The organism is Paenibacillus sp. S29 (assembly GCF_049319765.1).
Classification (GTDB): Bacteria; Bacillota; Bacilli; order Paenibacillales; family Paenibacillaceae; genus Paenibacillus; species Paenibacillus polymyxa_B.
In genome coordinates, this window is the sequence record NZ_JBMOUI010000016.1 from 34,460 (window position 1) to 59,220 (window position 24,761).

General features: G+C 35.9%; 22 protein-coding genes. 5 read left to right on the plus strand and 17 right to left on the minus strand.

Features of this window, described 5'->3' with window-relative positions; all coding sequences use genetic code 11:
* Nucleotides 1-69: 69 nt before the first annotated feature.
* Both ACL9RM_RS22550 and ACL9RM_RS22555 read right to left on the minus strand, forming a co-directional pair.
* Entirely contained in the window at nt 70-1,254 is a 1,185-nt protein-coding gene (locus ACL9RM_RS22550; protein WP_058830615.1) for an MFS transporter, read from the minus strand.
* Nucleotides 1,255-1,440: 186 nt separating this feature from the next.
* Entirely contained in the window at nt 1,441-2,205 is a 765-nt protein-coding gene (locus ACL9RM_RS22555) for an MBL fold metallo-hydrolase (RefSeq protein WP_061829888.1), read from the minus strand.
* A gap of 142 nt (nt 2,206-2,347) precedes the next feature.
* Here ACL9RM_RS22555 and ACL9RM_RS22560 point away from each other — a divergent pair, with 142 nt between their 5' ends.
* From ACL9RM_RS22560 to ACL9RM_RS22570, 3 genes are all read left to right on the plus strand, one after another.
* Nucleotides 2,348-2,761: an Lrp/AsnC family transcriptional regulator gene (locus tag ACL9RM_RS22560; protein ID WP_323873126.1), complete on the plus strand. Its 414-nt coding sequence runs from the start codon at nt 2,348-2,350 to the stop codon at nt 2,759-2,761.
* Nucleotides 2,762-3,033: 272 nt separating this feature from the next.
* On the plus strand, nt 3,034-3,411 hold the full coding sequence (locus ACL9RM_RS22565; RefSeq protein WP_250266650.1) for a DUF4158 domain-containing protein: 378 nt from the start codon (nt 3,034-3,036) through the stop codon (nt 3,409-3,411).
* A 26-nt stretch (nt 3,412-3,437) separates the two neighbouring features.
* Nucleotides 3,438-3,608, plus strand: a complete 171-nt coding sequence (locus ACL9RM_RS22570; RefSeq protein ID WP_196765450.1) for a hypothetical protein — start codon at nt 3,438-3,440, stop codon at nt 3,606-3,608.
* A gap of 163 nt (nt 3,609-3,771) precedes the next feature.
* Here ACL9RM_RS22570 and ACL9RM_RS22575 read toward each other — a convergent pair whose 3' ends face one another.
* The 10 genes from ACL9RM_RS22575 to ACL9RM_RS22620 form a co-directional block, all read right to left on the minus strand.
* Entirely contained in the window at nt 3,772-4,098 is a 327-nt protein-coding gene (locus ACL9RM_RS22575; RefSeq protein ID WP_250266651.1) for a thioredoxin family protein, read from the minus strand.
* 1,176 nt (nt 4,099-5,274) lie between these two features.
* On the minus strand, nt 5,275-5,592 hold the full coding sequence (gene trxA, locus ACL9RM_RS22580; RefSeq protein ID WP_250266652.1) for a thioredoxin: 318 nt from the start codon (nt 5,590-5,592) through the stop codon (nt 5,275-5,277).
* Between the two features lie 83 nt (nt 5,593-5,675).
* On the minus strand, nt 5,676-5,951 hold the full coding sequence (locus ACL9RM_RS22585) for a glycosyltransferase (RefSeq protein WP_250266653.1): 276 nt from the start codon (nt 5,949-5,951) through the stop codon (nt 5,676-5,678).
* A 150-nt stretch (nt 5,952-6,101) separates the two neighbouring features.
* Nucleotides 6,102-6,248, minus strand: a complete 147-nt coding sequence (locus ACL9RM_RS22590) for a hypothetical protein (RefSeq protein ID WP_250266654.1) — start codon at nt 6,246-6,248, stop codon at nt 6,102-6,104.
* 901 nt (nt 6,249-7,149) lie between these two features.
* Nucleotides 7,150-8,079, minus strand: a complete 930-nt coding sequence (locus tag ACL9RM_RS22595) for a hypothetical protein (protein ID WP_414126562.1) — start codon at nt 8,077-8,079, stop codon at nt 7,150-7,152.
* A 468-nt stretch (nt 8,080-8,547) separates the two neighbouring features.
* Nucleotides 8,548-10,647, minus strand: a complete 2,100-nt coding sequence (locus ACL9RM_RS22600; protein WP_209940397.1) for a TniQ family protein — start codon at nt 10,645-10,647, stop codon at nt 8,548-8,550.
* Nucleotides 10,648-10,671: 24 nt separating this feature from the next.
* Nucleotides 10,672-12,510: a TniQ family protein gene (locus ACL9RM_RS22605; RefSeq protein ID WP_209940398.1), complete on the minus strand. Its 1,839-nt coding sequence runs from the start codon at nt 12,508-12,510 to the stop codon at nt 10,672-10,674.
* Between the two features lie 56 nt (nt 12,511-12,566).
* The gene (locus ACL9RM_RS22610) at nt 12,567-13,508 is read right to left on the minus strand and encodes a TniB family NTP-binding protein (protein WP_209940399.1); all 942 of its coding nucleotides are present in this window, start codon (nt 13,506-13,508) and stop codon (nt 12,567-12,569) included.
* Nucleotides 13,505-15,583 carry a Mu transposase C-terminal domain-containing protein gene (locus ACL9RM_RS22615; protein WP_209940400.1) on the minus strand — a complete coding sequence of 693 codons (2,079 nt, stop codon included), beginning with the start codon at nt 15,581-15,583 and terminating at the stop codon, nt 13,505-13,507. Before ACL9RM_RS22615 ends, ACL9RM_RS22610 begins: the two co-directional genes overlap by 4 nt.
* On the minus strand, nt 15,580-16,344 hold the full coding sequence (locus ACL9RM_RS22620; RefSeq protein WP_209940401.1) for a hypothetical protein: 765 nt from the start codon (nt 16,342-16,344) through the stop codon (nt 15,580-15,582). The genes ACL9RM_RS22615 and ACL9RM_RS22620 overlap by 4 nt, the downstream gene beginning before the upstream one ends.
* Before the next feature lie 1,548 nt (nt 16,345-17,892).
* Between ACL9RM_RS22620 and ACL9RM_RS22625 the strand changes: the two genes are divergently transcribed.
* Together ACL9RM_RS22625 and ACL9RM_RS22630 are read left to right on the plus strand one after the other, a co-directional pair.
* Nucleotides 17,893-18,225, plus strand: coding sequence for a hypothetical protein (locus ACL9RM_RS22625; protein WP_209940402.1), 333 nt, complete (start codon nt 17,893-17,895; stop codon nt 18,223-18,225).
* A 413-nt stretch (nt 18,226-18,638) separates the two neighbouring features.
* On the plus strand, nt 18,639-19,172 hold the full coding sequence (locus ACL9RM_RS22630) for a DUF4238 domain-containing protein (protein WP_336077826.1): 534 nt from the start codon (nt 18,639-18,641) through the stop codon (nt 19,170-19,172).
* Nucleotides 19,173-20,030: 858 nt separating this feature from the next.
* Here the strand turns inward: ACL9RM_RS22630 and ACL9RM_RS22635 are convergent.
* The 5 genes from ACL9RM_RS22635 to drmB form a co-directional block, all read right to left on the minus strand.
* Nucleotides 20,031-20,219 carry a stalk domain-containing protein gene (locus tag ACL9RM_RS22635; RefSeq protein ID WP_280922045.1) on the minus strand — a complete coding sequence of 63 codons (189 nt, stop codon included), beginning with the start codon at nt 20,217-20,219 and terminating at the stop codon, nt 20,031-20,033.
* 57 nt (nt 20,220-20,276) lie between these two features.
* On the minus strand, nt 20,277-20,456 hold the full coding sequence (locus tag ACL9RM_RS22640) for a stalk domain-containing protein (protein WP_336077687.1): 180 nt from the start codon (nt 20,454-20,456) through the stop codon (nt 20,277-20,279).
* 467 nt (nt 20,457-20,923) lie between these two features.
* The gene (locus ACL9RM_RS22645) at nt 20,924-22,186 is read right to left on the minus strand and encodes a DNA cytosine methyltransferase (RefSeq protein WP_414126563.1); all 1,263 of its coding nucleotides are present in this window, start codon (nt 22,184-22,186) and stop codon (nt 20,924-20,926) included.
* An 86-nt stretch (nt 22,187-22,272) separates the two neighbouring features.
* A complete protein-coding gene (locus tag ACL9RM_RS22650; RefSeq protein WP_209940405.1) occupies nt 22,273-22,986 on the minus strand; it encodes a phospholipase D-like domain-containing protein in 714 nt (237 codons plus the stop codon).
* Nucleotides 22,965-24,761: a DrmB family protein gene (drmB, locus tag ACL9RM_RS22655; RefSeq protein WP_209940406.1), complete on the minus strand. Its 1,797-nt coding sequence runs from the start codon at nt 24,759-24,761 to the stop codon at nt 22,965-22,967. The genes ACL9RM_RS22650 and drmB overlap by 22 nt, the downstream gene beginning before the upstream one ends.

Sequence of the window (24,761 nt, forward strand, 5' to 3'; positions counted from 1 at the left end):
TATATATATATATATCTATCTCTTACAGGTCACAGTTCAAATTCTCAGGATCCTCTCTTTAAGTGCTCTTTAGTTTACCACTTGATTTTGAATTTTACCTTCTTTCTTTCCATACAACATGTAATATAGAAAAAGTGTAGCTAATACAATTAATCCGAGTATTACATACAAACCACTATATCCTGTAGCTGGAATTATCAAACCGATAATCGATGGGCCAAATCCGTTCCCTAGATCATAGAATATAAAGAACGTCGCAGTTGCTAAGCCAACTCGGTGAGGTTCGGCTAAATTGATGGCTATGGCTTGAGTTATGGAAGAAATATTACCAAATCCCAGAGCAACTAATGCTCCTACCAATAACAATGTAAAGCTACTGTTAACTGAGCTTAAAAGAAGCATCCCTACTCCATATATAATAAGAGCCGGATATATGATAATGTTAGCACCTTTTTTGTCCATTATTCGTCCTGTAAAAGGTCGTGATATTAAGACAAAAACAGTATATACCATAAAGAAGAAACTTGCTGTGTCTATTAACCCTAACTCCAAAGCATAAATATTTAAATATGAAACTATGCCGGAAAAACAAAAAGTCATGAAAAAAATAATAATTGCTATCGGCATTACTTTTGGCTCAACAAAGTCAGAGATTTTTATTCCCTTTTTATTGTTCTTCTCAGTCTTGTACGTTGCGGGAAACTTCAGAAAAAATGCGATTACTAAGCTAAAAATTCCAAGCAATAGACTTAAAGAAAAAATCATTTCAAAGTTTGAGTTTTGACTCAAAACTAAACCAATAAATGGACCGATTCCTGTGGCCAAGGCCGTACTAATTGCAAAATAACTTATCCCTTCACCTTTTCGTGGTGCAGGAAGGCTAAATACAACAACCGTACTCACAATTGTAGATATAATACCCACTGTGATACCGTTTAAAAGCCGATTTAATATGAGAAAGTTAACATTAAGATGAACGAAATAAAGTAATGTTGTTAAAATTAATAAAAACAAGCTGGTCATCAAGATTTTTTTGGAATGTATAAGACGTCCTGTAAACAAACGCCCTAATAATGAACCGATAATAAAAATACCTGCGACGATACCAGCTTGGCCGGTTGATGCATCAAATTCATTAATTGCATAAAGAGTGATTGTCGCGTTTAATAAAAAGAAAATTAATGTCATAATGAAATTGACAGACGAAAGAATAATAAAGTTTTTCGTCCACAATTTAGGATTCGTTTGGTTCACAGCATATTCTCCTGTCTGTAGATTTTGGTAAATACTTGATATGCAAGTGAGCTAATATTCTGCATTAAAGGAATAAATAACTTGTTATAAAAATTCATAATAAAATGAGACCCATATGAAGGTCTCATATTATTTGAACAACACAATCTCCAATGCGACTCATATTCCAACCTTTCGCAGTGCACATTAAAAAGTGTACGATTCGCCGTCTTCGGGAACTAATAAATTAGAGGTGAATCCCTTTTCTTCTCCAAAGCTTTTTAGTTCTTTTCTAGATAATGTCCAATGATTAACTGCTTCCATATGGACTGAGATAATTTTGGCGTTAGGAGCCGCCTTATGCACCTCGTAAACATCTTCTTTGCCCATTATAAGTGAGCCCAAATCATGCCAACTATTATTTCCAGCGTTCAACACGATAATCTCAGGAGTGTGGGAAATGATTTCTTTTTCGACACCTTCATACCATACTGTATCTCCGGCTAGGTATAACGTCTTCTCGTTGGCATGTTTGAAGACAACACCACATACCTGACCCATCATTTTTAATAAATCTTTCCCTCTGCCGTGCTCGCCTTTTGTTTTAATTAACTGAATACCTTCAAAAAGCGTATCTTCAGCAAGTACTTCTACTTGTTGAAAACCGTCACTTTCAACTTGTTTAGCATCTTCTTCGTTTTGTACAAAAACTTTAGTGCCTTTTGGAAGCACTGCTTTTGCTATATCATCGTAGTGATCTAGATGCAAATGAGTCAGAATAACAGCATCGACATCCTTAATGATGTCGTTAACGGACATTGGCAAATCAATTATAGGATTTCTCAAATCCTCTCTGATCCCCGCCGGGAATGGACCATACAGACCTTTGTACGCAAGTAATGGATCGACTAGGAACTTTTTACCTGCATAGTGAACAATGATTGTTGCATTTCGAACTTGTTGAATGTGCATATTTATATATAATTCTCCTTCTGTTTTTTTAATTTTGTTTGTTGACAATGATAAGTTTATACTAGATGTAACCTTCAAATACACAGATTAAATAAAGTGTATTGGTCTTTTTACTTTATTTTTTAAAGGAGATGCGTTTGATTTGGATCAAACAGATAAACGAATTATTGAAGAGCTGAGTCAAAATAGTCGAATTACCATGAAAGAATTAGGGGAAAGAGTGCACCTAACTGGACCTGCAGCAGCAGCCCGGCTAGAAAAACTTGAGGATACTGGAGTTATAGAGGGATACAGCATTAAAGTTAATCACGCAAAATTAGGATGTTTTACGTATGCATTTCTAAATATCTATATTAAAGATACACACCATCAACCATTTCTTTCATTCATTCATTCTAAAAGGGATCACATCCTAAATAATTACAAAATAAGCGGTGATGGATGCTATCTGCTTGAATGTAGGTTTCCAAGTAATGAAGCGTTAAACCAATTTTTATTAGAGTTAAACAATTACGCTAACTACAAATTATCAATTGTAATCGAGAAAACCTTGTAAAAAAGAACGTACAAAAAAACTTTTATTTCTGAGAAACGAACCCATCAGAAAAAGATCCACCCTTAAAAAGAGTATATTAAGAAGGTTTTTAAACTAACCTGCCCGTTAGCCTAGTCCCCATGAATAAATAAAAGTTCCGAATTTATTTTTGTATATGGAACTTCGAGTTATTTGAGACACATATTGTCTAACATATACAGCTTGGATATACTTATTTCAAGTGCTAAGTTCCGTTACTCACAGTAATAGGAACTTTATTCGGAAGGGATTACATGAAGCGAAATTGGGAACTGGACGAGCTGATTGAGCATTTTACCTTTCTCCCGAACGAAATGCAGCAAATGGGGAATAAGAGCAGTGAGACGAGGATCGGTTTCGCGGTCATGTTTAAGTTCTTCCAATACGAGGCACGATTTCCGTTCCATAAATTTGAAGTACCTAAGACCGTCATTTCATACATCGCCAAGCAAATCGAAGTGCCCGTAGAACTGTATGCACAATACGATTGGAACGGTCGGATGATCAAATATCACCCCGCTCAAATCCGAGAATTTTTTGGCTTTCGAGAAAATACCGTTCAAGATTCACAAGAGATGCGGAATGGGTATGCCAGCATGTCCTGCATCGTAGCCAGGAGTGGGAACATATAAAGGAATCGGTTTACGGACGGGGCATTATGGGGTTTAATAATTCCGCACTCGCTCCTTTGCTGGATCTGACAACGATTAACTATCCTGTTGACTTTCAGGCCGACAATGCCTTTATTATTATTCATAATAAGCTTAACCAGACGAAAAACGCACTAAATTCACTAGAGTTTACTTTGGTGGAACGAAAATCAACATAAAAGAACATATAACGCATGTTTTGTTGTTAGAAAAACCACCTTTTACTTGGTAAAGGTGGTTTTTCTAACAACAGAATTGGCCATTACTTGAAATACACCTTCAATAAAACGCCTAAGAAAGGACATAATACTGAAGGTGTGCCTTTTGTTTTTAATCGAAGATTTAAACTACATCTGACAATAACTGTAATTGTTTTTTCAATTGTTCAAATTGAACAAAACGACCTTCGCGTAGATATTCTCTCCCATCAAGAAAAACCAAGATCGTCGGCACAGAAAAAATTAAAAACCTTCCTGTGATCTCCTCCACTTGACTAGCATCAACATGAGCAAGTGCCAATTTAGGGTATAGATTAAGCATTGTTTTGAGCTTAGGGTAAATGGCATGGCATACATTACAATCATCTTGAGATACGTATAACATACTCAATGGATTACTTCCGATGAAGGATTCTATTTCTTGTATTGAGGTTAAGTCCACTAAACGCACGCTCAAATTTCTCCTCTCTTAAAATGACTCATTGTTTAAATCCTTTTTCCATACGAAAAATATTTACAAAAGTAGAAGTTTTTTTCCTCATTATTGTGTGTATCGTTCTAGAAATCTGGCTACGATTTGATCAGCTGATTGAGAATCGCCCCTTCCAAAATGTCCTCCCTGTTGATCAGCCGTCTCAGTGCCCGTAAAAAATATGCCCTCTCCCCAATTATCTACGTAAACGGGTCCATAATTTGGTTAGTCACGAAGTGGTTCGGCAGCAGGCCCATAAAGTCTAGTCAATTGTTCCAACACAAGTTACATGAGTTTATCTTCTCCCAGAGTCTGCCGCTCCTTTACTGGTAAACCAAAAATCCAAAAAGGGCACCTGTCCCTGGTGAAGCATCGTGAATTTCTTGTAGAGATCCCACCCAACTTGATGTAAAACCGGAGAGTCCAACTTCACGTCAAAATGGTCGTCGTAAATGGCAATAACTTTAGCTTGACCGGCCATCCATGTTAGTTTTCCAACTAAATATGACTGCAGATCATAAGGAAGATTTGGCTCAAATTTAATATTCTTTCAGCTAGCCGTGGTTGAATAGCAATAGTAACTACAGTTGTCTAAAATTGTTTTCCATTGGCTTCTAAGCAGATTGTACCGTCTTCTTCTTGATGAATCAAAGTTACACGTGTGTTAAGCTGGATTGCTCCTTATGGCAAAGTAGCACTTATCGCCTCAATCATAGACTGTACTCGACTAACAAATCTTAGTGAGGGCTCCATTGCCTCATGTGGTAAAAGATGTTGTTGTGGTGTTTCATGTTGGGAACGTTCTAAGAGCATTCGTCCTTTGTTATTTGTTAAATTGATTAAATGTCTCCAAACCCAGTTCTTTTGTGAGTTGAGTATTAATTTTCTCATAGTGTGGCAGAACCATGTAGGTCCAAGATCGAATTTTCCGAGTTCCAACGATTATCACCGGAGCATTTTTTTTCAACTTGTTTTCTCATTGTTTCTCTCCTTCATCCATGTTTCATCAGGGAGTCACATATGTTAAAAGATTATCTTCTCTATATGATGATATTGAGTCACTCTCAAACTGCATCCGCTACGTTGAAGGGAGCGCTCTCAGAACAAAAAAAGAATCGACAACATTATTTCATTATAATGTTGTCGATTTTCACATCAATTAACCAATTTAAGAATTTTGTCTTTAAGGACATTTTTTTGATTTACACCAACCATAGTATCAACGAGCTTACCATCTTTAAAAAGCAACAAAGTTGGAATACTTCGAATACCAAATTGTGAAGCTAATTGGGTTTCCTCGTCGACATTAACTTTTGCCAACGTTGCCTGTCCTTTCAGCTCATCAGCTAATTCTTCCACAATAGGAAGCTGAATTTTACAAGGTCCACACCATGGAGCCCAAAAGTCTACCAAGGTCACACCAGACTGGATTTGATTTGAAAACGTATTTTTTGTCAATGCAGTTGCTCCCACTGGAGATCCCCCCACTAAATATAATTTATCATTAACAATTATTCAATTGATTAGTTGAATTATAAATCTATACTCTCCTTCTGTCAAGAGTGAATCACATTTCTCTGAAGGTTCTCTCCTGGTGAAGCACCTCTGTTAGTTTCAAGCACACGGTTATATATCCCTTCATTGTGACTTGTGATTTGATCTGAACTAAAATTTAAATGAGCTTTGTTTACATAAGCGTTTCTCATTTCTAGGTATTTCTGTTCGTTACTTAACAGACTAATTGTTTTTCTGGCCATCTCATTTTTATTACCTACAGCAGCCAGGTAGCTAGTTTTCCCGTTGATAATAGGCTCAGATATATCATCCAACATACGAACCTATCGTTTTCGCAAAATAAAGGACCTCAAAGCCAATACAGGCTTAAGGTCCATAACGTTTAAATCGTCAAAGTTGGGAATGAGTTATCATTTAGTCATACTCAATACGGCACGGAATCGTGTCTTAGCTGACATCATTTTCTCCTATGATTCACTAGCTTGTTCCAACGGGAAAACTTCGATCATAGGTCCTACATCGGTCAGTACACTAAATCGAACCGCCGCTTCAACTTCCATCGATTGTCCTGTAATCGATCCCCAAACAGTATGGGGTCCCTTCAAAAAGTCCATGGCAGACAGTTCATTGGAGAGTGTTTATCTTACAACAACTTATAGAAATTCCACTACTTTTTTTACTATAAAAACAACAAATCTTAGATCAGTAAACAACAAGTACTTGGTTTGTTATTAGAAAACTTCCCCGTCTTTACTGGCTTTACGGGCACTTATATTGTCTCACTTTGATGTTATAAGTTGTCCAATTGATAATATAAACCACACATGCACTGTGGGTTATATCATCAATTGAGACTATAACATGCTTACAATCGTTGTTTCTATAACATTAGTCAAAGATATTTATAACATCTAGTAGGATAAACGTACCTTTTCTATAAAATAAACTGAGATAAGTATTTTCCATTAATTGTTACCAATACGTAAATGTTAAGTAATATTGATTTTGGAAAATGAATAGATCTATCAGTGAAATTAATTCACTTGACTACGATCAAGCATACTCATTTTAGATGATGCATACAGAACAAAGTACTACTCCCTCACATAAATATTTTTTCCGTGTCCATTCTTCCTAAAGTCAAATTTTCATACATGCCCCTATGAAATCTATTCCTACTTTGCTTTGAGTCATTTTATGCATCACTATTACAAACAATAGTTGCTTTTCTTAATTTATAGTCGTAATAACCGACTAGATACCCGTCTGTTTCTAATTTTCATAGATAGATGCCTGCGATAATATTTGATATATCCACTCACCTTCAAACTTAATTTCAAACTCACCTTTTGGAATTATATATTTTTTAAAAATTTGAGCAATGACAAATTGGTTTTGAACTTATGTCCCTGTCCATAGGTCTGGACAAGAACTATAACGCTAAATCAAAAAAAAACGCGATTATCACGCCTTCTTATGAGTACAAGTTTTTCCACTCTGAGAGCAGTCCTTTATTTATGCACCTTTTGTAATGTGATCTTCATATTTATCTAGATCCGATATAATATTAAATAAAGCTTTTTGAATTACCTGAGAGTAGTGATCCTGAAGTTGTTTTTTGCTTCGTAAATGTTTATGTCCATATTTCTTTGCTTCTTCAATATCACTTTGCATTTTATTTATAGAAGAAATAATTTGCAAGTGGTCGTATAAATGAAGCGCAATATCATCACTTATTTCATTTAAAACTACATTTTTAACGTTGCATAAATATGATTTATGAGCAACTACAGTAAGCCATGCTAAATCGTCATCATACAAACTAACTGGATCATCAATTTCTTCCCAAATTTCCTGTAAATTATCTATTAGATCCTTAATTATGAACATCTTCTCGGAGTAATTATGCCCTTGGTCTATTATTCCATTAACCTCTATATTCGAATCTGCTAAGTACGCAAATTTTTCATCCGTCGTTAGTGAAATACCTAAGAACTCTCTTCTAACGCCATAATTCAGACGATTATTCAAAATATTAACTAACCTTTCCAAGTGGTAGATTTTTATTTCATATGATGTACTGGTCATTAAATCTTCTCTTTGAGAAACTGTTATCTCTTGATTTGTTATAAAGGCTAACCCAAAAGCCCCATTCTTACTAATACCTCTAATATCTTCAATGCATTTTTCTTTGATAACTTTATATGTTTTTTGCCCTCTTGGAAAGTATACTGCTCCTATCCACTTCTCATTATTTTTAAAACATATAAAGTCTTTTGTCCCGTCCCTTCCACCTAATGGATGAGATGGATCAATGGATTCAAAGCCTTCTGAGTTCAAAATATGGCTTGCTAGTCGCTCAGCAGCTTTTTGCCCTTTAGTCCATTCTTTCAGTCTAAACCAAGTTTCATCTCCTTCTAAACGTCTCGGATTTTCGTCTTGCATATTGGTCACTCCCCATCTTTTGATCATAGATATCATTTGCTATTGAGCTTCAGACATTCTAACTTTGTATTCCTAGCTTATAAATATAGTCTTATGCTATAAGCGCTCATCAAGACATTGCACCAGGCTAATTGGTACATATGGACTAAAACTATAGTTAGTTATTTAATCAACTTATAAAAATTTATTGTTAGGCACTTTTTCTCCAAGCTTGAAGTATTTTCAATCTGCTAGTGATTAGTTTTGTGGAACCCTCTCCTCAATCTTGTAGCAAATTTTTTTTCATCCGTCCGCAGACGTAGGAGATTTACGACGTTGCTATCAATCACCACGGTATGGGTGACTCGATTTAGTATTTCCTGATAAGCTTTTGATCCTAGTAACACTTATAAACAGAGGAACGCTCCGGTATCCATCTCTTCATGAAACCATGCTGCTCGCGTTCCTCTGGCAAGCTCACTTTAATGGTTAATTATTTTCATAAATTTGTTCTATAAAGTCTTCTGAAAATTCAGACTCAACCTCTTTCAAAGGCATTGTCTCCCAGACTAATTCTTCAATAGTTTTATCGCAAAATAGTCCCAGTTCTGTTTGCCCCCACAACTTACCTACATTAATATTAGAATACTTACCAAGATTAGATTTAGACAAATTGATGTCATGTTTGAATAAGTAGTGAATGGTTTCTTTGAGCTTTTTCTTTTCTTCATTCAATTTCTTTGTAGCTTGTTGCTCCTTTGAAACAACAACTTGTTCTTGTATCCACTCTCCTAATTCTGGGCAATTTTTCGTTAGCCACTTTCGATTCCTTCTAATATAACTGTATACATTTTGGCAATTGAAAGCCCGTTCCTCCCTAAGTAATTTCTCTGTGTAATCCCTAGCCAAAAACCAACAAGTTTGAATTTGATATGACAAAATCGACTTGTTTTGGAGTTGGCGAGCAGAAGTAGCCTCATCATGTAAATTATGATACTTTAGGACACCTCTCGATACCCCATAGATTTGTTCGAAATCCTTTTTTGAGAATGATTTTCCCTGTTGTCGACACAATTCTCGATATTCCACAATTTGCTTTGATAAATTCTTATGATACCTCGGTATCCTTTCCACCTTTTTCTTATTATGAATCCAATACATCTGAATCTCAAAAGTATAGTAATACTGATGAAATTCTAATACGTTCCAATTAAATATTTTTTTTGCTGCAGGAATCATTTTAAATCTAAATAAACCACCAACATGCTCACTTAATGTTTTGAACTTATTTATAAGATCTGATTCAGATTTTGGTCTTGTTACAAACTTATAACCTTCGGGAATTAAATTCTGGTTGTACATATAACCGATAACATCATTAACCTTTTGAGATGAAATATTGAGTATATGTTGTATCCTTTTTCTGGATACTCCAGATTTTAAGAGTAGTAAAAAATGATTGGAAACCAAATTAATTGTATTACCAATTTCACACCAATTTCCAGAATTCCGGTCATACCCATATGGTATGAAGCAAGAAGTACAAATTGATGGTTCCCTATGAGTGTGACTAGCTTTAAAATAATGGTTTGTCATATGAACATTCGTATTTTTATATTTACACCAAGGCGTTAAACAAGGGCCATGCTCCTTAGTTGGCTTATCCTCAAGAATAGATTGAATATACTCCTGACTCACTTCGACTCTTTCTAAGTCCTCAACAGAATTGTTACTATTTAAAAAAAAACGAATTAACATACCCACAATTGAATAATGCTTATCCCTTTTCCCTCTTATTAACCGCATTAAAATTTTTATATTACCTCGAGTTAAATACTTTACTCGATTCGATCTATATCTACTTTCCTTTGATTGAGAAAGAAATATCAACTTTAAGGCCAGCGTTTGTTTTAAATTGAATTGTCTGATACTTTGTTGTGGTGACAAACAATTATTTCCTAATAGTTGTTTCCAAATTTTATACTTTTTCAATTGGTGTGTGTACTCCGTTTCTTGTTCTTCTGCTATTTTTCCGTCGATACTTCCATAACTAAGTGAATAAGAACAGAGCACACAGCAGGATTCCTTCATTTGGTCCCTTGTATACGGCTGTAGTTTTCCGCAATTTATACAACTGGATTCCAAATTTGTTTTATGAATCTCGCATATTTGTAAACCTTTAATTTGCCATATTAAACTAAACCCTTTTTTATTTTCTAAGCATTTTCTGCAAAACAATCGTTTTTTCGTTTCCACTAACAAGCTCAGTTGATGTAAAGTGATGTCTAGCTCTTCACCAGAAATTTTTGAAATTTTTTCTACTGCTGAATAATAGGTATGAGAAAGGATTTCATCCTCACTCATACCTAATAAGTTTCCTAATAGATATATATCCGCTTGGCATTGGGGCAGCAAATCCAAATAACGATACTCTCTAGATGTAATTTTCTCTTTTTTCTGATTGTGAATGACTTGAAGTATCTGGTGAAATGTTGTCCGATTGGCTTCTGCTATTCGAAATAAGTAACTGGTTAACGCCTCTCCTTCTTCGATTCTCGGTCTGATTGGGAAAATATTTTTGTCCTTCATCTCTCTCCCTCATCATTAGATATTTTAATAATCTGGAATGTTTATTGAGAAAACCAAATCCCCTGACCTTTGTATCTCGCTGTTACGCTCCTCCCGCCATTCTTCAATTTGCTCAACTAGCTCTGGTATAACTTTTTTTAGGTAACCGTGCCTTATACCAAGAAAAGCGTATAGTTTTTGCGAATAAACATGTTCTGAACATTCACCGATATATGAAATTGCTTTTTTTGATATATTCAAGAACAAATGTTCTCTTCTTCGTTTCAATTGAATCTCTTTATGATTATGCACTACCCTTGCTCCACCTCTTTTATAGAGGGTGGATGTGGAGATTCCTAACTCTTTAGATACATTAGGTAGAGTAATAGAAATATCCAAGACAATTAGTTGTTCACATATAAATTGAACTTCATGTTCAAAGGTATGATCACTGAATATCATTTTCTCTTTATTATATCTTCTATTAAATAATTCTCTCATCACTGCTGGATGGTATCGGTGCAAAAGATATTGGCCATACCCATTCCATTTCGGCCAAAATCGGATTTGGGCTATATCTTGTCCTTGTTTCAACGCTGATATGAACATTTCTAACAATAATTCGTTGACTTCATATTGAGCTTTAGCCGTTTTCTCCAATAAGATTTGCCTTACATTAAAATATGCCACTCCTCGCCTAATACGCTCTTTATTCATAAAGAAACATTTCTTTTTATCCAACCAACTCATATTGCTTATATCACGCTTGGTCAAAACATCATACACAGCAATAAAACTGGTTCGTTCAATTAATTTCTTCTCCTGATTAAAAGCATACTCACAGAAGCATTCTTTACAAATTAAATAATGGGACAAACCTTTGCCTGACTTATGGGTATGTTTAGTGTTTGTAGATACAAGGCTACCTGGTTGATCTTTTTGTTTACACCATGGGGCTATGCACATATGCCCTCGAGTCCACTGAGTAGATGTATCCTTTAATAATGACTCTAAGAATTCTGGAGGTATTTTCATTTTGTACAGGTCGTTTATACATACCTTATTCTTGTATAGAACGTTGAATACAAAATTTAGTTTTAAAATCTTTTTGGCTTTAATAGTATTTCGTGCGTATTGGAGAAGGTGGGCTAAAGTGTATCCATCCAATGACTTTTTAACTATTTCAGGATGATACATAGACTGAGAATCATTTAACAAAAATAACAATTTCTGCGCAAGACTCTGAACTTCAAAATGCAACTTATCCCCGTAGATAAGTTGATTCATATTGGTTCGTACGGATTTCTGACGTGCTATACTATTTCCCTCATGTGTAGGCTCTGCTGGTATGTCTGTTAAAAGTTGATCGCAGTGGGGACAGCGTCTCAAGCTCGTAATCTCGTTATAATTTATCCGATGATTACAGTAACTGCACTTATTTACGAGCCTTTGATTGTGTTTTTGACAAGAATCAATTCCTTCTACCTTCCATAACAAATCGTAACCTCGATTTTCTTTCAAGCATTGAGGGCAGAAATGAAGAGTTGCACGTATCATATCGTTTGTAAAACGAGCTTGCTCTCCATTTGTAGAATATCCAAAGGTATTTACAACATTCGTGAAGCTACCTTTGTTCACATCAGATTGACTGATGCCTGTAAGTTTAGATAACTTTTCAATATTAAATACACTTTCAGGATAGTAATCAATCCTACGAATATCTCCTGCGTGAAGTAAGTACTTCTCATTTTTTCTAATCATATTCATCAATAAAATCAATGTAACTCCATTGTTTTCGGCAGTTCGTAGGAGATAACTAAACAGAGACTCTCCTTCAATATAAAAAGTTCTAGAGGGAAGTGCACAGTTACCTTTAGTTTTCAAGAAAAATCACCTTCCGGAAAATAATGATACTATCATTATTTCCCAGAAAGCATATATTAATAGCCTTTAGCCAACATCGTTTTAAACTCTTCTATTGGTAAATCACCATTTATATTCTGATAAGCTCTCCTGAGTACTTCTATCGTTTCTGATGTGAACGTTACATCCGCATATTCTCCGTCGAATACACCAAGGAGGCTGTACATTTCTTGAAGTACGGGCGTGAGGATCCCCATCAATCCAGAACTCATGGTGTGTAAAATCTGTGGCAGTTTTGTCGCAGGGTCCCCCAAACCTATAGGTTTTTCAGGTGCCAGACTTTCCTCTATTCTTGACAGTAATCGGCACCACTCTTCATCACACCTTTCAAACCGGTTAATGTACAATTTAGGGTACCGTCGATAGTTCTGAAAGTTTATTTTTAGTAGAGTCTCCACTTCAGGAGTTCCTGCCAGTACAAGAGTGATGTTTGCTTTATTGGCTATTTTCTTGAGTGCATTCATGGCTGCTTTATGAGGGACATTGGAGGTAAGAATATAGTCCATCTCATCTAAAATAAGTACTTCTACTTTTTGTTCCATAAGCAAATGAAATGCCTGACGTTGTGCATCACCAATAGATATGCGTCGTGGCATTTCTGGAAAACCCAAAGCATAGGAGATCTGCTGATATAGCTCTTTAATGGTGAAGGGATCTGGCAACTCCATATATACAACTGGCTTAATATCAACTTCTTTAGAGTTATCTGGACTCACCTCGGTGTATCCCATGTTGAGCTCTTCATATTTTAATAATGCTTGCGACTTTCCAACTCCAGAGGGACCGATAACAGATATATGCCGCTTACCATACTGTGTTGTACCTTGTTTAAACTTGTTTTGAGTTCGGATGGAGTCGAGTACATACCATACTTGTTCAATTTTCGGAAAACGAACATGTAGATTCGCAACTCTATAGGCTAAAGATTGAGTTTCCTTTTGTTCTACTATATTTTTCATTTTATATCCTCCATCTCGGCAAAAATGGCTTTAGCCCCCAATAGTAATTCATCCAAATCGTTGTTTCCTTCTAAGATTAAATTATTCGTTAAAGAGATCGCTATTTTCCCCCCCATTCGTTCATTCATTTTTCGCGCAGTAAGTTTTGGTTTGTAAGAATTAGCAATTAAATCCTGTAATTCTTCTTTGGCTTTTTGAACTGTCTCATTATCCAATCGATTTTTCCGTTTTAGATAACCTGTTTTCCGAAGGTTGTCTTTGATTTTATTCCAGGTATAGCGGTTTATATCTTGAAGCACCTCTGGAGGAGGAGAGGAAGCAACCACTTCAACATATTCTTTCGAGTCAGGTAATTGAATAAATATATGTGATATATCATCATCATCGTATTTAATTTTATATTTGACCTCCCTCTTATTCACAAGGTGTGCCAAATGATCGGCCCTATAATGGATATGATCCATTGTGATTCCATCTTTGCGGGTATAGGGTTTAAGCTCGGTTGGTAACAATTCGATGTGGTAAAATTCTCTTAGTTGAGGTTCTACAATAGGTGGATTACCATAAATGTCCACACCATCTTCATACTTGAGGATAGGAACGTTGCAGTCATCCGGCAAGCCCCTATGTTTTTCAAAATGGTAGATGTCAACGATATACTTGGCTACGATCTTCTCCAATTCAGCTAGTGTAAGTTTCGCTTCTTTAACTGGATCCCGATCACCTTTGTCCATGACATTAGAACCTGTGGAACCTGGGAGGTTGTGAATAATCTGTGTGTTGATTGAGCCCATCAGTCGTTCAATTACTCCACCATAATGGGGAGTTTTTCTAGGACGATAGCGGACTTCCGATTCAAGCGTTTCGTTTATCATTCTTTTAACGTTCACACTTGTAAAGTCTGAACCGTTATCTAAGAAAATGACTGAAGGGATACCAAATATAGACCATTCATTGGTCGTGCCATAGCGTTCTTTGGCCCCCTTAGGGAATATACCATGTTCAATCGCTTTTCGAACTTTATTGGCTGACGGCTCATCAAATGACAAATGCATGCACCAGATCATCCTTGTAAAAACATCAATGCCCAGCGTGATAACAGGTCTACCAATAGCCAAACCTGTCTTTTCATCAACCACAATAATATCCAATCTCGTATGGTCGATCTGTACCATATGTAGAGGATACTGGGCTGCGGTTTCCGAATACCCACGTTGCGTTGTGCTGTAAGACTCAATTCCCTTCTTTCCGTCTCTAAAAATTGCAACCGTCTTTGGACTTAACTGTTTTAAAAGAGAACGAACTGTAATTTCGGGAATCGGTTTCAAACCACTTTTTGTACATTTAGCCTCCATAATGCGAAATATCGCACTAGCTTTAAGACGTCTAGTGTTTAAATAATCTTTCTCAATCGTTTCTTTAATAATGGAGTGGTATTCATCTGCATACTTGGTATAGACAACATCGACCACAACTTCAGGGTGTCGTGGGCTACAGATCTCAATAGCTATTGTGTCTTTTCTCTGTATGTAATTAATATCTGTAGCTTTAACAAAACACTCCAATGCCATGGGTACACCCTGTTTCATTCCATCGCGGTAAGCCTTCACATACCTCATGAGCGTTGAACGTGCCAGTTTTTTCCCTTCGTTCTTGCTGTTCACTAATATTCTTGTAGCCAGCTCCTCTTGAGACAACTTTGTAATGTTCTCGTTTTTGTTCACGTATGTTTTTAGGTATTTATCTGAAAACTCAAGCAGTGCTTTCATATCATTTTGCTTGATTCTGGAAAGAAGTAATATGGGACGGATTAATTCGTACTTCCACGATACTTCTTCGCGCTTATGCTCAGGTAACTTTTCAAGTATGGATTCATACTTTCTCTGTTCGACACGAGCGATCGTTTTCCCACCCCGAAAGGTCGAATCGGAAACAAGTTTTTCAAGACTATATTTAAAGGTTTCATTATCTCCATCCGAACGCTGCAGTACAACATGACTCCCCTTAATAGCAATTAATCTATGCTTCCTTCCCATGAAGTGGATTTCTTCATTCACATTCAAAGTAATCTTCATATTCGATTACCAAAAGCTATTTGATATAACTCATTTAAGGGATGGGCGGTCGTAGCTACATTTAGCTCGATTACGGTATGTTGAGAAATGACTATATTCATATTTGTTTCCACCTCTCCTGTTGCAATCAGGTGGTACAAAAATGGTTTTATATCAGCTGAAGAATACGAAGGAAAGCTACAAGATAATTCTTCAATTGACACGGGACCATTCATCATCATCTTGAACATGACATCCTTTCTAATTGATGGATATAGTCTGCGCTCCCGAAGATGGCCTTGAAGCATTTGTATATTGTTTAGCACTGTTTGCGGCAAAGTTTTAGGATAAATCACATCATAGTTCCAGCCCTTATGGGCAGCAAACTTCTCACAAAACTCATTGCATTGCTGAAACGTTTTACTAGGGTCGTCTGGTGCCTCTTTTATCTGATATAACAAAGGAGGACAACCATTTCGAAATACCAGAACATCAGGCACATGTAACCAAAATTCCCCCTCTAATTTTTTTGTTTTACATGGAATGGGGACTTCAATGGGTTGAACATAGTAATATAATGTTGAAACATCCACCTCTAGAAAATAATAAAATAAACACTCATTCAATGAGTGGTACTCGACAGTACGCTTCATCTTTCTACTGTGAAAACTTCCGATGATGTGAGGCCTTTGCCAGCTGATTTTATTATCTACTCTCCGTTTTGGTGAGAATTCTTGGTCTTCTTGTAGCCAGTTTTTATTATTCCACATCAAAGATTCCATGAAGAAAACCTACCTTCCTGGTAATCAATATTACCAACCTCCAAAGCGTAAATCACTCGGCTATAATAATCGATATAAAAACCAATGCTAAGTTTGACTTCTGGCCCACAGTCCGTTATCAGATATGGTTGCTCGACAAGAAACACCGTGCTGAAAATGCGGTTTTCCTCTTTGGAAATATATCTCCTTCTCCTTTCGGGAAACGAATTAATTAGCTGATCTATTTTTATCTTCTCATAAATAAAATTAAGAATAGAGATTTTCACATGTAACCTCTAAAAAAACGACACTACATATTTTCTGCAGTGTCGTCTTGTTAGTGTTATTTTTAATTGTTGTTTCAAAGCGTCTTATGGCGGTTATTAACCACATATAGCTTGAATTAAACACGTTTATCTTTATTTCCTCAGAATATCTAAAGTAATTTAACGATACGGACTCAATTCAGACAATATTCTTACTTATCTTTTAAAAATTCATGCCTTTTATTTTCTTATAGAGCACAGTGTAATTGTATCCGGTAGATATATTTTTAGCTTCGCGGTATTGATCAATTTCAGTTTTATTAAAGTATCTTTTTGCTGCAAACTACATTACCTTTTCATAATTAACAGAGCCCGAACGGCTTAAACCAGAAACATTCAATTGCTCCATAATGATGATAGCTTTAATCAGTGGATGTAGTCCAACAACTTAGAAGCTCCTTGATGATACATTGATTTCTGGATCTCGTGAATACTCCTTTCGTAAACAAATCCACTATCCAAATGTTCGATCACACTTCCTTTTACGGACGATCTTAATATTCCTGATAGATGTGCACTTTAGTAGACATTCCAACAACCATTGCTTTCCTATGTTTGCTCTCTAATCCAGTCCTCCCCTGATATTCAGGATGCAAGGCACCTTTTTTAGCTTTTGAATTCTCCCTTCAGAATAAATAATTGAAGCTAAACTAGATAAACTAGATACACCTTTCATCCTCCTAAAGTACAATGTCTCCGTAGAAATCAAATCATAACCAAAAAAAAGAATCCGTTATTTATTCCATCATCTGTTTGCCAACTTCATAAGGTGAACTTTGCAAATAAATCTCTTGGTCTAAACCCTGAAGACCCCTGCAATCTTCTCCCTCCACACACTCTGTCAAGTATAAATAGATTTCATATCCTTTTGGGTTCTACCTAATACAAACGTTTCATGCCCCATTATGTTGGGCAATCTCAAACCAACCTTCTCGTATCGCTTTAGAACAAGTATAATTTAACATGCTGAAACTGGATGTCACCGAAGCATAATCATACATTTTTTAAAGAATCCGATTTTAGGGGCATCATTGTTCTCCCTTTAGCTTACGTCTCTATTTATTGACAATAGGATTTTTTATATTCATTAAATATTAGAATCTCCGAATGGCAATAATATTGGATGATTCACCACAAGAATGTATTTAACACTTTAATTGCATAAAATCAGCTATCATATTGAATTTTGTCTTTTATTGAGATTTTCGTGCGATAAACAACATTCTAAAAGGAGGAACTATTATTGTACTATTCAATAGTTGAAAACAATAGGTACTGTGTGGTGTTAAGAGATGGGGTCGTTGAAAAATTAATTATAGAGCTTCCAACCGAAGCACTTGCGGATGAAGTCGCTGTGCAACTTCAAATGGCTTGGTTAGATGGAGAGTCTTGGGGAAAGAATGAGATGAAAAAACAACTTGATCCAGATGGCTACCGTTCTGAAATCAGTAAAGCCATAGAAAGCTTTAAAAACAGGAATCACAACGAGCAAAAAAGACATCATCACGAAGTGACAGAACAATATGAATCACAACGAAATAAAGTCAGACAACAAGTATTACGTTTAAAAAAATGATTTCCCTTTTAAAACTCGGACGATAAACATTCAATATTCTGAAACGAGATGCACCCATATTCCCATAACGTGAACTCACTGTCAAAGGAATTGTCGTTCTCTTCATATAGGAGTTGTATTACATTTCAGATACTATGTTCTTCTCATATTACTTTATATAGAATGAAGAACCCTAGACATAGTAAAATAAAGAAACTTCGAGGTAGAGAGACAAAGTCAATAGATTTTGTGTAAATTTACTACCAATACAGCCTTTTAAAGAACTTGGTATGAAAACATAATGTAACGAGGTGTTATGTATGGCAAACAAACCGCGCGTAAACATCATTTCTTGCCGCAGTTTTATCTGGCCGGTTTCACCAATTTAGGAGCAAAGGATAGTCTTTTCTGGGTGTTTGATCAGACTACGGTAAATCAATGGGGAGCTAAACCTCGAAACGTGGCATAATCAGAACAATTTTTACCGTGTTGAAGTTCCAGACGGTGAATCCGATGATTTTGAGAAGGCTCTTGCTCAATTTGAGACTATGGGAGGACCCATAATCAAAAATCTGATTCAGAACCAAACAATGCCTGAAGGGGATGACTATGTCATTCTTATCAACTTCATAGCTTTGTTGGCATGCAGAGTTCCTTCAAGGCGTGAAGTTTTTGATGAAGCAATGAGTGATGCGATGCAGGTGTGGATGCAGATGATTTTCCAGAGTCCTGAACATTACGAGTCCTACCGTACAAAGATGATTGAATCCGGTAATGAAGTAGATAACTCAACAATATATGAGGAAATGAAAGAACTCGTAAACACCAACTCCCAATACACAATTTCGTTCCATAACCATATCCATTTAAACAATATGATGACTTCTCTAAATACCATCATTCCTTTGCTTCTGGAACGAAAATGGTCTGTTCTTCTGGCGGATGAACAGACCGGATATTTCATTTGATCTGATTCTCCCGTGAATTTGCACTGTACAATACCTCAAGAAACGATTTGGGGGCCGGGCTTTGGATTAAGAAAAACTGATGTCACCGCTAAGCAAGAATGTCTTGTTGCTTGGAAGATTCGAAGAAGAATTGCCAACTCAGTACCTTTCGCCTGAAGCTAGGCTATTGCAATCATGAACAGCTATACCGCTAGCGACTCTCAAAGATATGTATATTCGAGTGACAGGGATTTTATTTGGTATACAAGAAACAATTGTATTGGAGCAACAGATGATTTAACCAAAACAATACTTGAGAACAGGGACAACTAAGACGATGAAGAAGCCCTAGCCGCACTGTTAGGCGGGAAGCGCTGACTTGTCTTCGACTGAGAAAGACAAAAGAAGACAAACAGACTGACCCGAAGGAAATCTGGCGACGGGGCTACTGCATTCAGAGGTACTACCATGTACCTCATTAGAAATCTGTCCCATTCGACGTCAGATAAGACAAAACCCTAGAGCCTGAGGTGGTAGTACGAACGAGAAAAAAGTACACCAAATGGTGTCCGTCTGGTACTGAATATGGAGTAAGGGGAGTCGAACCCCTGTCCCTCATTTTTTAACTTGAATTAAATAAAGTCATCATTCTCCTTCAAGTCTTACGGGGTAAGGCATTGAGGGAAATCAGTTCGTTATTCGACATTAATGAACTTTATAATATTTTAGAAAGTATTGAGGCTCCGGTCTATTATTCGTCTACAGAAACGGACGGGACATTTAATAAAATTGCCTTCCTATTAATTGAGATTACCCTGTTAACTTATCATTTGTTTATCCATTTTTATACCTGACGTTTCAAATACAGGAGCAATATAATTAATTAGGCTTAGTAATGTTTATACACAAAGTCTCATCCTTTTTGGTACTGTCGACAGTAGCGCCCATAACCTCTGAAACAAATCTGAGAAGCACCATAACACGGTTAGGCAATACTGGCATAACAGGTGAACTAGGCATCAACTTTTCTTTATCGTTTACATACGCCACTTTACTTCTAATAGTCAGACTTACGTATTACCTTTTCGGAACGGATTGTAACCTCCTGTTTTCCTCTATTCCAACTTACTTCCCTCCAAAATTCTCTGATACAAATCTAATTGGAACATACGTTGTATTTGTTGTTCGTTCGATATAAGGATTTGCATCAGATGTGACTTCAACATTGTTTACTTTAAGAATAAGATTAAACAAGTACTTAGGAAGAGCAGCATTAGTCTGATCTGCTGTTACAAAGAAAATCACTGCAAAGAGTATCGCATTAACTGCTTTTTTTTAACATACAACATTATTCCTTTTCTAGTTGAATAATACTCATTATTTGTAGAAAGTGTACTTATCTATACGGCTAGAATTTTTAACATAATCAATTTCTCCACCATGATTCCAAACATCATCACCTAAATTTATAAAATAATTTATTTTGCTCGTTCGGTATCTATACCAGCAATATTACTAAGTTCTGATTCGAATGTATCCATTAAATTTAGCAAAGTAGGGAAATTACTTAATTGTCAATATATAATTCTACTGTTCGCCTCTTTCATTAAAGCTTGTGATAATAAACTCATTATTTCTCCATCAACTATACTCATAATAATTTTCTCCTTTCATTCAAAACAAATAAAACAGGGTATCTTGAGAATTCTCAAGATACCCTTCTTAATGGCCCTCGAACCACAATGTATATCCGAAACTTACCAATTAACGTTTCATATAATTAACTCAATTTGTCTGGGAAGTTTGCCTTGCAATAATAAATTTATTTTTTTGGCAAGACTTTCTGCCATAAGAGGTGGAACTGCATTCCCGATTTGCGTAAACACCGCTGTTCTCGGCCCTTCAAAAAAGAAGTTATCAGGGAAGGATTGAATTCTAGCTGCTTCTCTTACGGACAAAGAACGTAATTGATTAATGTCTGGGTGAATATAGTAATGCCCGTCTTTTGCTATATGTGCAACCATAGTATGTGAATAGCCAATATCACCGGCTACCACTTTAAAACGGTCTAAGAAAGAAGTAACGTTTTTATGAGTTCTTTTAGCCTCGGGTACATCAGTATACTTCAACCGTTTTTTTTCTTTGTTCCATTTCTCAATCGCTGATTTATATATATCCCTATCCCGACTGTTGTGATTTCTACTAATATGCTGCACTAAAATATCAGTATCATCACGAATACCGAAATCTATAAGATATCTACTGGGAGAAGATTTATAGTGATAATCTCTAGTTTCGCCCGGATTAAGTGCTGGCAAATCAGACAACAAATCGTTTACTGAAAAATTATGGGTTGCTTTATTGAATTTAGGATAAAAGAGATCACTGCCCTTTTTCCATCCAACTAAGATAACACGTCTTCTTTTTTGTAACACACCGAAAAAACTTGCGTCAAGAACTTTTGCTTCAATATTATATCCAGCCTCATTCATAATCCTCTGTACATCTTCAAATAAATGTCCTTTTCCAGCAGTTAAAATACCAGGGACATTCTCAAATAAAAATAACTTTGGCTCATATTTTCTAAGAAATTTAACATACTGTTGATAAAGATAGTTTCGTGGATCATTTTCTTTTTTGTATGGGTCACGAGCCCTACCAACCAACGAATATGCTTGACAAGGTGGTCCTCCTATAAGAACATCAATTGAATTTATCCCATTACTTACAAGATTATCGTCAATGATTTTGAAGATTTCATCAATAGTTGAATCTGAGATTTCCATATTCATCACAGAATTTAAAATCCTAGCATCTACTTCACTATAGAGTTTATCTTGATCTATCTCGCCTCTTAGATAAGCGTAATAAAAATCAAGTTGCTTATTTTGTTTCAAATAATGAAAGGCTGCACGCGTCTTTAACGTCTGTGCAGCATATTTATCCATCTCTATGTGTGCTATGGGCTCAAATCCCTGACGTATGAATCCTTCAGAAAGCCCACCCGCCCCGGCAAACAAGTCTATAAAATTCATACTTTACTCCTAAGTTTTTTTCAATATTATAACCTATTACTATACAAAAATTAACTACCAAACGTAAAGATGTACAAAAAAAGAGCTTATTTATTTCTTTTTTTAACGAAATATCCTTTTTCAAGCATTGTGTTAAATATAGATCTTATTTCTTTAGCACGTTCTTTTGATTGCAATAATACCCCTAGCTCTAAGTTTCCGTCCATTCCATTAAAAGAAAGATTAGCTGAGGTTACCACTGACTTTTCACCATCAACTGTAATTACTTTTGCATGAAGTGCCTGAGTGTGATTTGTCGCTCCTACATAATCATAAATCGACAGTTTATTATTTCTAGCATTCATGAGTGGAGATAAAAGTTTTGTTTTTCCTTCATAATCATCAACAAAAACTTCAACATAAACTCCCTGATCAGCCTTTTTCTTTAACAGTTGTATTAATTTATTCGCATATTCACTCAATGAATATATGGAAATAAGAATACTGTACCTAGCTTCTTGAATTAGTTCTTCAAACAAAACTTGAGTATTTCTTCCTCGTATCCCGGCAACCTCTGGTCCTGACCAAACCATATGAGTCTTATCCATGTTATTTAATTTATTAGACTTTATAAGTAAATACACAAGATTTTTCTTGTCCTCTAAAGAAATACTTGGAAAGTTGGAATCTATCAACCTAGTAATCTCACTATTCGATTTCAAGAAATCAAGAATATTATCACTTGATATTAAGGTCTCTAAAAGTCCTCTTTGAGACTCTATTTCATCTGAAAGGTAATCTAATCTATAGTTATTCCGCATATTGTCACTATTAAATCCTCAAAGTATCCTTTAATAGAATTAGAACTGGTAGGCACAACCAGTCTCCTATCGAGAAGTCTATTTCCGTTTTCACAAGCTGTTTCTGGGATCATTGAACAAGCATGGCAAGCCGCTCCGTTTAACTCACCATTACCTGGATTACTTGTTACACAACTTGGATCACCTGAGCATGTTAAAGCAGCTTTAAGTCCTTCCAACAGTATATTCTTAAAGTTTTCGATTTTCCCCATCTCCTCCAATCCCCCTAAAGTTCCTTCCGAATCACCGCTTCCCGTATATATAAGTAAACCGCACATATTATCGCTATAATAAATTCGTTCTTTTAATTCTGTTGTTGAATAACCGCAATGTAAAGCTAATTCTCTTATTAGAATATGGGAAAGTGTGTGTAGTAGAACATATACAACATCTTTTTTATTTTTATATTCCCACCCTTTTTTCTCAGTAAACGATTTAAATTCATCATTATAAACATCGGAAATAGCACTTGAGTTAAAACGCTTTAGCCAGTTTTGAACTTCAACTTGGTTAAGCTCAAGAAATATACCTTCTCCGTTTGTTCTTATTGCTGGCAGCCAACCAATGTCTCTACCAGAAAGATTAACCTCACTAGCAGAACTGTCACTTTCAGGATCAGGATAAGTACCACGAGCAAAACCTTTCAAAGCGGTTACTTCCCTAACTTTTTCAATGCGAATAATTCTTGAAAAATATTGTAGGAAATATGACGGTATTTCTACGTCTGTAGCAAGAAAGCTCGATAAGTAGTTCTTACTTATTGTTTCATGATTCAAGATTGATCTATATTCGCTTTCTTTAATTTCACTGTATTGAGAAACTCCCTCTGCCACCTTTTCGAAAATTTCTCTATATTCATCAAAAGTAAAGTTCTCATCTCCAATAGTTTTATATGTTACTCTTAAAGCTCTATTTAGAGTTTTTTCATAGTCAAATGTTTCCTCATCTATTTCGCACATGTTTTGCTGATCTTCAATAATTTGTTTTATGTGTACAGCTTTCTCTTCCACAATTTGAAACCGTGGATCAGACCACGGCGGAATTTCCAGAGCACTCCTCACGATAGAGAAATAAACATTGGTTGCTCCTCTTAAGCTAGGTATTATCTCTGCTTCACAACTTTCATTCTTTGATTTAGGTTTCTGGACATGTCTGCCTGAGCATTGCATAAAACTAAAACTATCTTTGTTTAATGCGTCCCCCATTTTTTTGGTAACCTGACATTGTTCGCATTTTAATTGTAATGAGTTCAAAGAAGATGTATAGCTCCCAGTTTTTAGCGTCAACTTCCCTGAACAGTTCGTTTTACCACCGTGCAAATACTCACGATAAGGAAATTCATCCATGTGCCCCTTCTCACACATTACAATAAACCGGGATGGATGAGCCTTACCTTTCTTACAACTAGGGCACACAAGTCCCTTATAATCATATATTTCTTTTAATGAACTCCCTATTTTGGATACTTCGAACAGGTAATCACATTTCGAACAAACATGCCAGTCAGGAAAAATGATAACTGGTATTGAGGACTTCCCCTGCTTGGGTTCCATAAAATACTTAACATTCAGGTAAGATGCAAGCTTATTAAAATATATTTTCTTACCATTTTTTTCTCCAATGTTATACCAATAACTTATGTCGAGTGGTACAACAGAGTCTAACTTTGCATCTATTATTGAACCAGGACCGAATGTTGTAATAATTTGACTTTGACTGAGTTCTCCGATATCCAC